The 14,244-nt window shown below is 39.8% G+C and carries 15 protein-coding genes; 9 read left to right on the forward strand and 6 right to left on the reverse strand.

The features are described from left to right. Positions 1–110: 110 nt before the first annotated feature. Together map and ADIARSV_RS06145 are read right to left on the reverse strand one after the other, a co-directional pair. Positions 111–956, reverse strand: a complete 846-nt coding sequence (gene map, locus ADIARSV_RS06140; RefSeq protein WP_016194563.1) for a type I methionyl aminopeptidase — start codon at positions 954–956, stop codon at positions 111–113. A gap of 91 nt (positions 957–1,047) precedes the next feature. Continuing rightward, the gene (locus tag ADIARSV_RS06145; protein ID WP_016194564.1) at positions 1,048–1,614 is read right to left on the reverse strand and encodes a sugar O-acetyltransferase; all 567 of its coding nucleotides are present in this window, start codon (positions 1,612–1,614) and stop codon (positions 1,048–1,050) included. 210 nt (positions 1,615–1,824) lie between these two features. Between ADIARSV_RS06145 and rlmF the strand changes: the two genes are divergently transcribed. After that, a complete protein-coding gene (gene rlmF, locus ADIARSV_RS06150) occupies positions 1,825–2,766 on the forward strand; it encodes a 23S rRNA (adenine(1618)-N(6))-methyltransferase RlmF (protein ID WP_016194565.1) in 942 nt (313 codons plus the stop codon). On the opposite strand, the gene ADIARSV_RS06155 is transcribed toward rlmF, so the two are convergent. Then, the gene (locus ADIARSV_RS06155; RefSeq protein WP_016194566.1) at positions 2,756–3,805 is read right to left on the reverse strand and encodes an Atu2307/SP_0267 family LLM class monooxygenase; all 1,050 of its coding nucleotides are present in this window, start codon (positions 3,803–3,805) and stop codon (positions 2,756–2,758) included. The two genes, rlmF and ADIARSV_RS06155, sit on opposite strands and share 11 nt — an antisense overlap. A 222-nt stretch (positions 3,806–4,027) precedes the next feature. Between ADIARSV_RS06155 and ADIARSV_RS21805 the strand changes: the two genes are divergently transcribed. The 4 genes from ADIARSV_RS21805 (at position 4,028) to ADIARSV_RS06170 (ending at position 6,550) form a co-directional block, all read left to right on the forward strand. Next, positions 4,028–4,192, forward strand: coding sequence for a hypothetical protein (locus tag ADIARSV_RS21805; protein ID WP_016194567.1), 165 nt, complete (start codon positions 4,028–4,030; stop codon positions 4,190–4,192). Between the two features lie 99 nt (positions 4,193–4,291). Continuing rightward, positions 4,292–5,785, forward strand: a complete 1,494-nt coding sequence (locus tag ADIARSV_RS06160) for a gluconokinase (protein WP_016194568.1) — start codon at positions 4,292–4,294, stop codon at positions 5,783–5,785. Positions 5,786–5,792: 7 nt separating this feature from the next. Continuing rightward, the gene (locus tag ADIARSV_RS06165) at positions 5,793–6,044 is read left to right on the forward strand and encodes a gluconate permease (RefSeq protein WP_016194569.1); all 252 of its coding nucleotides are present in this window, start codon (positions 5,793–5,795) and stop codon (positions 6,042–6,044) included. 17 nt (positions 6,045–6,061) lie between these two features. Then, positions 6,062–6,550 (forward strand): gluconate permease, encoded by a 489-nt coding sequence (locus ADIARSV_RS06170; protein WP_016194570.1) that lies wholly within the window; start codon positions 6,062–6,064, stop codon positions 6,548–6,550. A 114-nt stretch (positions 6,551–6,664) separates the two neighbouring features. Here the strand turns inward: ADIARSV_RS06170 and ADIARSV_RS06175 are convergent, their stop codons facing one another. Both ADIARSV_RS06175 and ADIARSV_RS06180 read right to left on the reverse strand, forming a co-directional pair. Beyond that, positions 6,665–7,498, reverse strand: coding sequence for an alpha/beta hydrolase (locus tag ADIARSV_RS06175; protein ID WP_016194571.1), 834 nt, complete (start codon positions 7,496–7,498; stop codon positions 6,665–6,667). A 35-nt stretch (positions 7,499–7,533) separates the two neighbouring features. Beyond that, positions 7,534–8,286: a ThuA domain-containing protein gene (locus ADIARSV_RS06180; RefSeq protein ID WP_016194572.1), complete on the reverse strand. Its 753-nt coding sequence runs from the start codon at positions 8,284–8,286 to the stop codon at positions 7,534–7,536. Positions 8,287–8,556: 270 nt separating this feature from the next. On the opposite strand from ADIARSV_RS06180, the gene ADIARSV_RS06185 reads away from it, so the two are divergent. The 4 genes from ADIARSV_RS06185 to ADIARSV_RS06200 all read left to right on the forward strand — a co-directional run bounded on the left by ADIARSV_RS06185 (position 8,557) and on the right by ADIARSV_RS06200 (position 11,979). Continuing rightward, complete coding sequence (locus ADIARSV_RS06185) at positions 8,557–10,044, forward strand: alpha-amylase family glycosyl hydrolase (protein ID WP_016194573.1); 1,488 nt, start codon at positions 8,557–8,559, stop codon at positions 10,042–10,044. A 221-nt stretch (positions 10,045–10,265) separates the two neighbouring features. After that, positions 10,266–10,841 (forward strand): Crp/Fnr family transcriptional regulator, encoded by a 576-nt coding sequence (locus tag ADIARSV_RS06190; protein ID WP_016194574.1) that lies wholly within the window; start codon positions 10,266–10,268, stop codon positions 10,839–10,841. A 79-nt stretch (positions 10,842–10,920) separates the two neighbouring features. Continuing rightward, complete coding sequence (locus ADIARSV_RS06195) at positions 10,921–11,337, forward strand: VOC family protein (protein ID WP_016194575.1); 417 nt, start codon at positions 10,921–10,923, stop codon at positions 11,335–11,337. Between the two features lie 6 nt (positions 11,338–11,343). Further along, entirely contained in the window at positions 11,344–11,979 is a 636-nt protein-coding gene (locus ADIARSV_RS06200) for a DinB family protein (RefSeq protein ID WP_152439787.1), read from the forward strand. 60 nt (positions 11,980–12,039) lie between these two features. Here ADIARSV_RS06200 and ADIARSV_RS06205 read toward each other — a convergent pair whose 3' ends face one another. Continuing rightward, positions 12,040–14,223, reverse strand: coding sequence for a glycoside hydrolase family 3 C-terminal domain-containing protein (locus ADIARSV_RS06205; protein WP_235048371.1), 2,184 nt, complete (start codon positions 14,221–14,223; stop codon positions 12,040–12,042). Between the last annotated feature and the right edge of the window lie 21 nt (positions 14,224–14,244).

Below are 14,244 nucleotides of genomic sequence, written 5' to 3' on the forward strand. Positions count from 1 at the left end.
GGACTGATTCACCTTGTAATAGCAGAAGAAATAAAGGGCTGTATCGATTAATTTCTACTATCGATACAGCCCTTTACAAATATTCTATATTTGAAGAAAATTTAATGCATCTAAGCTTCTAATACCGGAGACTGAGCCACTGCCTTTTCAATAGTGTAGTAACTGCTGTTCAAATTAATATTACTTTTTTCAGCTTGTTCAATCAGACTAAAATCAGTAAGAATTTCAGGTTTACCCTTCTTCACACACACATTATGTTCAAAATGAACCGCTAATGATCCATCATCAGTAACAATCGTCCAGCCATCTTCCAATGCATAAACTTCAGGACTTTTCATGGTAATCATAGGCTCTATAGCTAAAACCATATTCTCGATTAGCTTTTTACCATTTCCTCTTCTACCGTAATTAGGAACCTCAGGATCTTCATGCATCTGTCTTCCAACACCATGCCCTATCATTTCCTTCACCACACCATATCCATGGTTACCATTGGTATATTTTTCAATAGCATAACCAATGTCACCATTACGATTTCCAACTATAGCTTGTTGAATCCCAACATAAAGCGACTCTTTAGTAATTCTAACCAGATCAAGGATTGCAGGAGTTGTCTCCCCTAAAATAAACGTATAAGCACTATCCCCATGAAATCCGTTTTTATAAAATACAGTATCAATGGATACCAAATCACCTTCTTTTAACACATACTGACCAGGGAATCCATGAACCACCTGTTCATTAACGGAGATACAGAGTGAATAAGGATATCCATGATATCCTTTACAGGAAGAAACGCCACCATTGTCTTTCATAAATATTTCAGCCATAACATCAAGCGATAAAGTCGTGATCCCAGGTTTCAATATTTTAGCAACTTCAGCAATCGTAGCATCAACCATCAAACAACTCTCCCGTTGTATTTCTACCTCTTCATTCGTTTTATAAAATTTCATTTCAAAAATTTTTAACAGTATTCTAAATGCAAATTTAACATTAAATGAAGGTTTAGCGAGCTTAAATATAAAATGACCTTAAATTTGAGGACTAAACAGATGTTACTCCATTCAATTTGCGGATCACTTTTGCGGGATTTCCAACCGCAAGCGAATCATCAGGAATATCTTTTACGACTACGGAACCTGCTCCTATCACACAACGGTCACCAATTGTTATCCCCGGACATATCGTAACACGCCCACCTATCCAGCAGCGCTCTCCAATAGTAACAGGCTTGCAATCTTCCCACACATCACGTTGGTCAGCATCCAGAGGATGTCCGGCCGTATAAATATGAACGCCTGGGGCAAGCATGGTATGCGCCCCGATCGTAACTTTCGCACCATCCAGAATAACAGCCCCAAAGTTGATGAACACTTTCTCTCCCGCATAAATATGGTCACCATAATCGCAATAGAAAGGTGGCTCCAAGTGGATGTTCTGAGCTGAATTAGGACAAAGTTCATTCATCACTTCTTGTGATTTATCCGTGTAATATTCAGTGACATTCAATTTATGCAGAATCCGCTTCACCTTAGTACGAATAGAAATCATTTCAGCACTATGCGCATCATAAGGCTCACCATCAAACATCTTTTCCTTCTCAGTTTTCATTTATCTTTAATTTAAATCATCAGGAACAATCCCTTTTATGTTTGCATCCTGAACAGGTCTACAAAACTAGAACGATTTTGGTTTTAACTGTTGCAATTTAACAATCCTTAATGAAGCATTTCTTATTTTTAGCACATCAGAATGGACATGAAATTCAAATTTTATACTAATTCTAAATTATAGGTAATTTAGCACCGTAAATAAACGCACATGTCAGTCCCCTCCAATCGCAGTATTGAAATAAAGAATCAGCTCCATCCTCGGAATAAACATAAATATCGCTATGATTTCCCTGAACTGATTGCAGCCTGCCCTGACTTATCAAAATACGTTTCGCTAAATCCATACCAAGATCTCTCCATCGACTTTAAAAACTCTGATGCTGTAAAAACACTTAATAAAGCATTACTTCAGTATTTTTATGGCATTTCATTATGGGATATCCCGGCAGGTTATTTATGTCCCCCTATTCCCGGAAGAGCAGATTATATTCACTACATAGCCGATTTACTGGCCACCACTCAGGAGGGAGTCATTCCCCGGGGAAACACAGTTAAGGTGTTGGATATAGGCGTAGGAGCCAATTGTATCTATCCGCTGATTGGCAACCGCGAGTATGGATGGACCTTTGTAGGCTCAGAAATTGACCCTTTTGCCATCAGTTCAGCAAAAAACATCATTGACGCCAACTCTTTATCCTCCCATATCACCATCAGGAAGCAAAGTTCTACGGCTCAGTTTTTTACCGGAATAATTAAACAAGGCGAACACTTTACGGTCACCATATGTAACCCTCCCTTTCATGCATCCCTGAAGGAAGCTACTGCAGGATCTGAACGTAAATGGAAAAACCTCGGACAAAAAAGCAAAGCAGGAGGAACACTAAATTTTGGTGGCACAAACGCAGAACTCTGGTGTGAAGGAGGCGAAGAACGATTTGTCATCCAAATGATTAAGGAAAGTGCGGACTTTGCACAATCCTGTCAATGGTTTACCTCCCTGATCTCCAAAAAAGACACCTTACAAGGATGTTATCGCGCATTAGATCGAGTCAAAGCAAAAGATGTCAAAGTCATTAACATGGCACAGGGACAAAAGATAAGCCGGATTTTAGCCTGGACGTTTACCGAACCAATTCCCACTAAACCATAATATCCTTCTTAACTGCCAATTCTTTTCTGATCACTGGTGCTACCTGTGTGCCATATAATTCAATAGCCTTAAGTACATCTTTATGTGCGGTAAAACCAGTCACAAATTGAGCTAAAAAGCGAGTATTATGGAACAACTCATACTGACCCATGATTTTGTCGATCGCCTGTTGTACGTTACCAACAATTAAGGGCCCGTCATTCCGCAGAAATTCAAATTGATTCCTATTCATTGGCGACCAGCCTCGATCACGACCCACCCGGTTCATCAAAGCCTCATAAGAGGGATAAAAATCATTTGCAGCCTGTCGGGAATCCTCTGCAACATAAAACTGAGAACTGATCCCCAACTGCAATTTACTCACATCGTGACCAGCCTTACGCGCTGACTCCCTATAAAGTTCCACAAAAGATAAAAACTGTCTCGGTGGACTTCCTAAAATAGCAATCACCATAGGAAGATTAAGTTTACCCGCCCGCACAGCAGAAGCTGGCGTACCACCAACACCTAACCAAATTGGAATAGCAGACTGTAAAGGCCTTGGATAAACCCCTTTATTAGCGATTCCTGCCCTATGTTTACCTTCCCAGGAAACGACTTCCTGTTCATTTATGCGCATTAACAGCTCCAGTTTTTCTGTAAAAAGAGCATCATAATCGCCCAGATCGTAACCAAATAAGGGAAAAGATTCAATAAACGATCCCCTACCGGCTATAATTTCCGCTCTTCCATTTGAAATCAGATCAACAGTAGCAAAATTCTGAAACACACGAACCGGATCAGCAGAACTCAATACGGTAACAGAACTGGATAACCTGATATTTTTAGTAATAGCAGCTGCAGCTGCCATCAAAATTTCAGGAGCAGAGATCACAAAGTCCGGTCGATGATGCTCCCCGAACGCAAATACATCCAATCCAACCTCATCAGCAAGTTTTACTTCTTCCAGTAATTCCTGTATTCTTTGATGCGCATGTACGGCCTTGCCCGATACACCATCCGGTTGAACTTCCCCAAACGTACTTATCCCTAATTCCATGTGACGTCAATTTATAAAAAACACGAATTCTTTTTAACCATGATTTACTTAAACAAACATAATCAAGTTATTGTTCATCTTACTGCCGACCAGGAAAATTCTAAACTAATAAAGAAAAACTAAGCCCTGTAATTCAGTACCAATTGCTTGTTTTTAATAAATGTTATAAATATCTTTAATTACCAATAGAATACTCGTTATATACCTTAAAATCAAGATTCAATGGTTACCCAATTTGAGCAAATCCGTGAACAGCAAAAGCAGTCATGGAACAAATTTTCATCCGGATGGAATAAGTGGAACACCTTTATGATGGCCTTCTTAGGCCCTATAGGCGAAAGTATTATTAGTAGTTTGGACTTAAAAGATAGTTGCCGCCATGTCTGAAGCAGATGAACCAACAAAAGCATTAATAAAACGAGATGTCTCTGAACTATCCTAAACCCAAAATCATTATTTACGGAGAAAAATAGCGCTATGAACTAAATGCTGGAGTATATAATAGGAATTGATATTGGCACTGGTAGCACAAAATGTGTTGCTATGGATCTAAAGGGAGCAGTTATTGGCACCTCCCAACAGCATTACACCATCTCCCATCCGGAGCATGGTTATAGCGAACAGGACCCTGAACTAATCTGGCAGGCCTTTGTCAAATGCTTTAAGGACCTTTTAACCAGACTTAAAGAAGATCCCCTGACCATAAGCCTGAGTACGGCGATGCATAGCGTGATCCCAACGGATGAAAATGGAATGGCACTATCCAATATGATTACCTGGGCGGATATCAGAAGCGAGAGTATAGCCACTAATCTCAAAAACTCAGCTGAAGGCGAAACCTTTTACCGTTTAACCGGCACACCTATCCATCCAATGTCGCCCTTATGTAAACTGATTTGGCTTAGGGAAAATAAAGCAGCATTGTTCAACAACACCAGCCGGTTTATTTCCATCAAGGAATATATCTGGTATAAACTCTTTCATGAATTCCAGATCGATTATTCCATTGCATCCGCTACAGGGCTGTTTGATATCAAGAAATTAAAATGGAACGAAGAAGTTTGCTCTTATGCCGGTATCGACCGTCAAAAGCTATCCACACCAGTTAACACCAGTTATAGCCGGAAAGATCTTAGTCCACATATAACTACTCTTTTAGGTTTAAAGACAAACGTTCCCTTTGTAATAGGTGCCAGCGATGGCTGCTGCGCTAACTTAGGGAGTTTTACCACTAAACCAGGAACAGCCGCACTCACCATAGGAACCAGTGGTGCTGTCCGGATTACAGGCACAGATCCGGTATATAATTATAGCGCCATGATCTTCAATTACCTGCTTGATGAACAAACATTTGTAAGCGGCGGTGCAGTAAATAACGGGGGCAATGCAGTAAACTGGTTGCTGGAAAACTTTCTTAACAAAAGCCCGGTAAGCCCTCAAGACTATGTCAATCTATTTAATACCATTGAAACAGTTCCTGCGGGAAGTAAGGGTCTACTATTTTTACCCTATTTGTATGGTGAACGTGCCCCAATCTGGAATGCTAAAAGTAGCGGAGCTTTTTTAAACATTCGTCCCGAACATGATCAATCCCATTTTTCAAGGGCGGTACTCGAAGGGATTTGTTACGCCTTGAACGATGTGCTAAAAACCCTCGAACAATCATCTCCCCCTATAGAACGCATAAATGTGAGCGGTGGATTCATCAGCTCGCCTACCTGGTTACAAATGTTAGCTGATATCACCGGAAAAAATCTTTATGTGCTCCAATTAGAAGATGCCTCCGCCATTGGTGCAATTTACATGGCTTTAAAAGCCCTATTCCCTGATGTTGCTTATTCAACCCCGGACCAAAACAACACCCTCATTATTAAACCAAACATTCAAAACCACGAGTTATACGCTAAATCCTTCATCATATATAAAAAAGTAGTTCAAAATATGAAGGAATCTATGGATCTTTTCACCTCTTTAACCTAACCAATTCATGGCCCTACTTTATGTCCTGGCCGGTATTATCATCTTGTTAATACTAATCTTAAAGAAGCTTAATCCAATGCTGGCCTTGCTTATCGTATCTATCCTGACGGGATTAATGCTAAGCATGCCGCCAGAAAAACTAATGCTTTCCATTGGCAATGGTATCGGCAATACCCTTGGTGGCATGGTGATGATCCTTACCCTTGGCGCCATGGTGGGTAAACTAGCTGAAGATAGTGGTGGTTACTCATCCCGATAAGTCAGAAGTTTAAAACCATGCAAAGCATAATCATGCAAACGGAAGAGGGACTTCCTTCTTCTTTTAAAAGTTTTGCTATCACCTTAATGCCTATTTTCCTGATTGCTGGAGGTCATATAGGCGCTTTAATTTTCCATGGTAAACTCCAGCAGGTCTTTAGTTTTCTTGCAGCCCCTACAGTCGCCTTACTTTTATCCGTCATCATCTTATTTATCCTGAACATTGAGATAAAGAAGGCAATGGAATCCTGCGTGGAAGGCGTAAAAAGCGTCGCCATGATCATTCTGATCATTGCAGCTGGCGGTGCTTTTAAACAGGTACTTATTGATAGTGGTGTTGGTAAAGAAGTAGAGCTCATTGCCTCAACCTGGCATGCCTCACCCCTATTTCTAGGCTGGGCAATTGCTGCACTTCTACGTATTACACTAGGGTCCTCTACTGTAGCGACACTCACCACTTCAGGCATGGTGATGCCCTTCGTTCATTCAGGCACCTCACCCGATTAGGTAATTGACCGAAGAAGCCAATTTAAACTACTCACAACCATTTACTAAAATAGCAATGTTACTCTCTACCTATATGCAAAATTATTACACGACCTTCCAAGTTTTACAATAGTATTAAATTTTTCTAGCTGCTTTGACCTCCTTTGTAAGGGCAGCCACTTCTTTCAGTAATAAAGGAAAAGCCGGCTCAGCCATGCCACCATGATCAAAACCCTGCAGCTCATATATCCGGGTACGTTTATGTCCGACCAGCTTCATCATACGAAACAGGTAAGCGTTTTCTTCATACCGGCCAAACAACTCCATTTCACGATCACCAGTAATTAAAAGCATGGGTGGTGCATCAGACCTCACGAAGTAAAGTGGGGCATACTCATCTATTTGAGGTTGTGTTTCTTTAATGCCCCTTTCCTGACGGATGGTAAAATGTGTAATAGCCTGTCCACTGAATGGAATAAGTCCCGCAATGCTGTTGGCATCAATATTATACTTACTTAAGTACTTTTTATCCAGCGTAACCATCATTCCCAGATAGCCACCAGCAGAGTGACCAGATACAAAAATAAGATCCGGATTTCCACCATATTCGCTGATATGCTGAAAGGCCCAGGCTATTGCTGCAGCAGCATCTTCAATATAAACAGGTGCTTTAACTTTAGGCGACAAGCGATAACCAACACCGATTACAGCATAACCTTTATCCATGAGCGCCTTTGGTATTTCTTTGCTCCCACCGGTTATACCGCCTCCGTGAAACCAAATGATGGTTGAATAGTTTTTAACTCCTTTAGGATAGTATAGATCCAGTCTGCACTGTGAGTTTTGATAAGCGTCTTTTTTGTCGGTTAAATTTGAATAATAGGGTAAGTCTTTTTCAGTAACATAAGCCTGTTGGGCATGAAGAGTCAATGTCCCTAAAAACAAAAATAGCAGGATTAAGCGTTTCATAATTTAATTTAGGTAAGAATTAATTAGTGAATTTATCATTTCATTTTCTTGGTTCCTAAAGCATACTGCAAACCTCCTAAAAGATGTTTCAAGAAAAGCGGATCAGAATAAGATGCTTCAGTATGTCCCAATGCGGTATAAAAGGATCGACCACCATCAAAGTCATGATACCAGCTCATCGGATGGTAGTCGCCCATTTTAGCAGGTCCTGCATCATAACTATGCTCATCAATAGTAATTAGCACATGCAAAGGGTCTTTCGTCATCCATTTAAAGTTATACCATTCGTCTTTTCTTTGCCATTGATCAGGCAGATGAGAAGTGGCAATACTATTTTTATCGACTACATTTAATACAGCCGTTTGCTGTTCAGGGTGTTTAGCAAAATAAGCACCTACTAAATCACCAAACCAAGGCCAATCGTATTCGGTATCTGTAGCAGCATGTACTCCAGCAAAACCGTTCCCTGCCTGAATGTAGTGCTGAAAAGCACTTTGTTGTTCCTCATTTAACACATCACCTGTTGTACTTAAAAACACAACTGCCTGATACTTTTTTAATCCCTTTTTAGTAAATAAGTCTGCTTTACTCGTGGTATCTACATCAAAACCATTTTCCTTTCCCAATTTAAGTATCGCTAATTTCCCCACCTCAATGGAGGAATGATGATACCCTGCGGTTTTACAAAAAACAAGTAATCTGGCTTTCCTTTGAGCCATACTAGTCACACTAAAAAACAGGAATAGCAGGAATAAAGTCCCTCTTAGGTTTATTGTTTTGTTTATCATGGTTATTGAAAAAGTTTATTTATTGGATTATATTTTTATCAAGATAGTGCTTATTTACTAGTATTTTGGGTATCTCCGATTATTTTTTAACCTGTTTAAATATTTGGTTCTTAATTTCAGCGCACTTCCTACCCACCTCAGTCGCACCTCCTCCGCACCTTCTCCGCTCGGCAAGCGAATAAACTGAAACTTAGGTCAAAATTAAATCCCTTTTAAGTATACATAAAACAACAAGGTGGCTGCTTTAAAATACCTGTATTTGAAATCAGTGTGGCAACAACAAAAACGGTTGTGCTATATTTACACTATATAGCACAAAAAGATAACCTGGCAAAACCCTATCCGGTTCTGTTAGTTTATCAACGCATAAGTACTATGAACAAACACATCTCCTCTTGGGTTAACAAAGCCATTTTTTATCATATCTATCCCCTGGGCTTATTTGGCGCTCCTTTGGAAAATGATTTTTTCAGTCCTATTGTCAACAGGTTGGAACGCCTGCAGGACTGGATCCCCTATATGAAAAGCATGGGCTGCAATGCCTTATACCTGGGCCCCGTATTTGAATCCGATTTTCATGGTTATGATACAGCAGATTATCTCTTAGTAGACAGAAGGCTCGGTACCAATGAAACTTTAAAAAATTTAAGCAGCAGTCTGCATGAAAATGGGATCAAATTGGTGCTCGATACCGTCTTTAACCATGTAGGACGCAATTTCTGGGCATTTAAGGACCTGCAGTGTAATGGCGAAAATTCCCCATATAAAGATTGGTTTGATGGGGTAGATTTTAGTCGTAATAGCACGTATGGCGACGACTTCTTTTATGAAGGCTGGTACGATGCTTATAACCTGGTCAAATTAAATTTAGAAAACACAGAAGTTAAGAAATACTTGTTTGAGGTCGTATCCTTTTGGGTTGATGAATTCAAAATTGACGGACTACGTTTGGATGTAGCTGAGATTATGAGTAAGCAATTTTTAGCCGAACTTGCTGAGCATAGTCGGCAACTGCAACCAGACCTGTGGCTGATGGGTGAAGTAATATATGGTGATTATAATGAATGGGCGAACAAAAATATGCTTGATTCTACAACCAATTACCAAGCTTATAAAGGCCTCTATTCCTGCCACAATGATTGCAATTACTTTGAAATCGCCTTCACATTAAACCGTCAGTTCGGTCTGGATGGTGTTTATAAAGACTTACAGCTTTACAATTTTGTGGACAACCACGATACAACACGAATAGCCAGCATCTTAACAAATGAGCAGCACATGTTTCCTTTGCATGCCATCCTGTATACCATGCCGGGAATTCCTTCCCTATATTATGGGAGCGAATGGGGTATCAGAGGTATTAAAGGAGCACATGAAGATACATTGCTCCGACCTGAGGTTGCTATTATACCAGATCCTTCTTCGTCATCCATCAGTCGCTATATTCAACAGTTAGCAAAAATCAAACTGGATTCCATTGCACTTCAGGAAGGAGATTATGAAGAGCTCTTTGTGGATCATCAACAATTTGCATTCAGTCGTTCAACAGCCAACGAAATAATTATTATTCTGGTGAACTCAGCTCAGGAGTCTGTTTCAATCACATTAGTATATGACCGGGATGAGGGCTTGCAATTTCAGGATCAACTGGATCCTGAATATCTGACGACTGTACATCAGCAACAAATTGTGGTGAATGAAATTCCGGGTTATGGAGCAAGGATATTGATCGGCATAAGAGTTATTGAAACACTGTAGCAGCAAAGCTTTGTTCCCTATTTTTTAACAATTTTGGTTTGATATTTTTCTGTATTACCCCAATCAAAGGATGCTTATTTTCTCAGCAAAGATATAAGATACTGTAAATGAGTGCAATTATTCCTTTATTTGTAGCACGCAGTATCTATAATCCTAAATGATTAAAAATGCTTAGTAATTGAGAAATCAAATCATGGTTGGATAATCAAAAAACCTAAAGAATGTCAGCTTTACAAACTATCTATCGCCATCCCCTATTGACTGCTGAAGAACTTGAAATCATTTTCAAAGCACATAGAAAAATCACTTTTAATAAAGGTGATTTTCTACTAAAAAAAGAACAGGTTGCCGATGGCTATTTCTGTGTAGAGAAAGGACTCATTCGCTCGTATGTATACGATTTTAATGGTAATGATATCACCACAGGATTTATAGGTAAAAACGAAATTGCTATTGATGTCATTTCCCTATTTCATCGGATTCCTAGTGTTGAATATTTTCAGGCCTTAACGGATTGTGAGTGTTATGTCATCGATTTGGAATCATTTCAGAGGTTATATCACTCGATCATAGGACTTAATGAATGGGGACGCGCATGGATGTCAGAAAGCTTATTTGAATTGAAACAACGGACCATTTCAATGATCACTGATTCTGCAACTGAACGCTATGAAAGATTACAAAGCCGGCATCCGCATATCGTACAGCAATCTCCATTAAAATTCATTGCCAGCTATTTAGGAATTACCGATACGTCTTTAAGCCGGATAAGAAAAGAGCTGGTAAAAGAAAATTAATTTGAATTTCTTGTCTTATGGCAAGTAGATTGAAACTGGATTGTCTTAGTTTTAGATTAAAACTTCAAAACCACTTCATATGATAGTCAACCCATATCTAAATTTCAATGGAAATGCAGAAGAAGCTTTCCAATTCTACCAGTCGGTATTCGGTGGTGAGATGTTTATCCAGAGAATGAGTGAAGCGCCTGGAACAGAAAACCTTTCAGATAAAGAGAAAAATATGGCCATGCATGTATCGCTACCCATCGGTAACGGGCAACACCTTATGGCATCAGATTGTATAGAATCTCAGGGGATGACCTTGAATTTGGGCAACAATAATTACATAGCGCTATCAACGGATAGCAGGGAAGAAACAGATAAAATATTCCATGCACTTTCAGCCGGGGGAATTGTGGAGATGCCCTTGGAGGATATGTTCTGGGGAGATTATTTTACATCGTTTAAGGATAAATACGGCATTTGCTGGATGTTAATATATTCCAATAAATAACAAATTATGAAACGACTAATTGCTCTTTTATCAATCATGCTCCTGTCGGTTTACAACCTTTCTGCGGAGCAGACTTATCCTAAAGATTCGGTTACTATGGGTTCTTTAAACGGAAAAGATTTTTTACTTCATTATTATCAGCAAACTTTGGATTCGCTCCAGAAAAGTGTAGAAGGATTGAGCGAAGCACAGTTGCAATTTAAAGCAGGTCCGGATCGATGGTCTATAAGCCAGTGTTTAGAACATATTGTGCTTACAGAAAAGGCAATCTTTGCTTTTGCTTCTAAAGGAATGAGTGGTACTGCAAATCCCGAACGCCGAAAAGAGATTAAAGCTACAGATGATGTAATTATAAATGGAATGAATGACAGAAGTCATAAAGCAAAAGCCGACCCGGCATTGACGGGAAAGGGGAAATACAATACGTCCGCTGATGCAATAAAGGATTTACAAGATTACAGAAAAGTAATTCTGGACTATATCAACTCGGTTCCATTACTTGATTTGCGCAATCATGTCAGTGACTCCCCTCTTGGTGTTATAGATGGGTTTCAATCATTTTTGTTTATCGCCGCACATACCTCCAGGCATACCTTACAGATTAAAGAAGTGAAAGCAGACGTTAATTTCCCAAAACAATAAAAAAAACGAGCCTGTGCAATTAAGTCCAGGCTCGTATAAAGTTTAGAAAAATTTAATTTATTATTTCAATTTGAATGCGACAGCAGTACGAATATCAGTTGAAGATGCACCAACTAAAGCGTTAAAATCACCTGGTTCTGCAACCCAATCATGCTTTTTAGGATCGAAGAAACTCAAAGCAGTTTTATCAATGGTAAACTTAACAGTCTTTGTCTCGCCTGCTTTTAAACTAATCTTATCAAAAGCCTTCAATTCTTTTACCGGACGAGGTAAGGATGATTTCACGTCGTTGATATATAATTGAGCGATTTCCTGTCCTTCTCTTTTACCGGTATTCTTGATGTTCACTGAAAAAGTTATTTTACCATCGGCGGTCAGATCTTTTTTATCTGCAGTGACCTTTCCATATTCAAAAGTGGTATAATTTAATCCGTGACCGAAGCTGAATAAAGGTTTAATCTTTTCTTTATCTGCCCAACGGTATCCAACAAAAATACTTTCATTGTATTTCTCTTCACCCTTTCCTGGATATACACCCAGTTTATGTGCTCCGTTGTCTGCCAGTTTTGCCGGAAAAGTAAAAGGCAATTTACCAGAAGGGTTCACATCGCCTACTAAGATGGCAGCCAAAGCATTTCCAGCTTCTGTTCCCAAATACCAACCCTGAACAATAGAAGGTACTTCATTCACCCAAGGCATGGCAACTGCATTCCCTGAAATCATTACGACTGCCAGATTCTTGTTTACTTTAGTCAGTTCAGTGATTAGTTGATCCTGGTTATAAGGTAAACTTAAAGATGCCCGGTCATTACCTTCACTATCCTGTTTATCATTTTTATTCAAGCCACCAATATAAATCACAAAATCTGCTCCTTTAGCCAAGGTTAAAGCTTCCTTCATCAATTGATCAGCTGAACGGTTATCGGTGATACTATCTCCAGTGCTCAGTCCATCCTGTGCTTTAGGTTGCTCACCTACATAACCCCGCGCATAAACAACCTCAGCTTGAGTGCCGATACGTTTCTTTATACCATCCAAAGGAGAGATCTCATATTTAGCTTTTAGCGATGAACTTCCTCCACCAACAGTCATCAGCTTCACTGCATTTTCACCTATAACAACTATTTTCTTTGTTTTAGCTAAATTGATAGGCAACGTGTTGTTTTTGTTCTTTAACAATACGATTCCCTCTTCTGCAATCTTGCGACCGGCTAAAGCATGTTCCTCTGTTGCGAAAGATCCCCAGGGACGTTTGGTATTCATATTGGTACGGAAAACCAAACGGAGAATATTGCGGACTTTTTTATCTACTTCCTCTTCTTTCACTTCACCTGATTTCAACAATTTAAGAAAAGGATCGGCCAGATAATAGTTATCGTATGCATTGGAGGCACCCATAGTCAGACCATTGGTCCAGGAACCAAATTCCATGTCTAAGCCATGATAAATCGCTTGTTTAGTATCGTTTATTCCGCCCCAATCCGAGATAACCACTCCGTCAAAATGCCATTCGCCTCTTAAGATATCGTTCAATAGATACTGGTTTTGACCGGCCCATTGTCCTTTATATTTATTGTAAGCACCCATGATGGCCCAGGCTTTACCTTCCTGTACCGCAGCTTTAAAAGCAGGTAAGTAGATTTCGTAAAGAGCACGGTCATCTACATCCACATTCACGGTATGACGGTCAATTTCCTGGTTGTTTAAAGCATAATGTTTCACACAGGCAGCAACTCCATTCGATTGAACGCCCTGTATATAAGGCACAACCATTCTGGAAGAGAGCAGCGGATCTTCACCCATATATTCAAAATTTCGCCCGTTGAGTGGTGTACGGTAGATATTTACACCCGGACCAAGTAAAACATTCTTATTACGGTAACGGGCTTCCTCGCCAATTGCTTTGCCATAAAGAGAGGATAGATCTGTATTCCATGAGGCCGCCAGACAAGTTAAAGCCGGAAAGGCGATACATGAATCATTCGTCCAGCCTGCCTGATCCCATTTGTCCCAGAATACTTCAGCACGAATACCATGAGGTCCATCTGTCATCCAGTTTTCAGGAATCCCTAAACGAGGCACTCCTGCTGAACTAAATTTAGATTGTGCATGGCACATCGCTACTTTTTCCTCCAGGGTCATCCTGGATAATGCATCTTCTATGCGTTGCTCAATTGTTGCCGTTTCATTTAAGTAAACAGGTAAAGTGTTCTGTGCTTCAGTCTTAGCACCTATACTGACCATTAACAAAAGAATTAAAATTGA

Origin of the sequence: Arcticibacter svalbardensis MN12-7 (assembly GCF_000403135.1) — a bacterium.
Lineage (GTDB): Bacteria > Bacteroidota > Bacteroidia > Sphingobacteriales > Sphingobacteriaceae > Arcticibacter > Arcticibacter svalbardensis.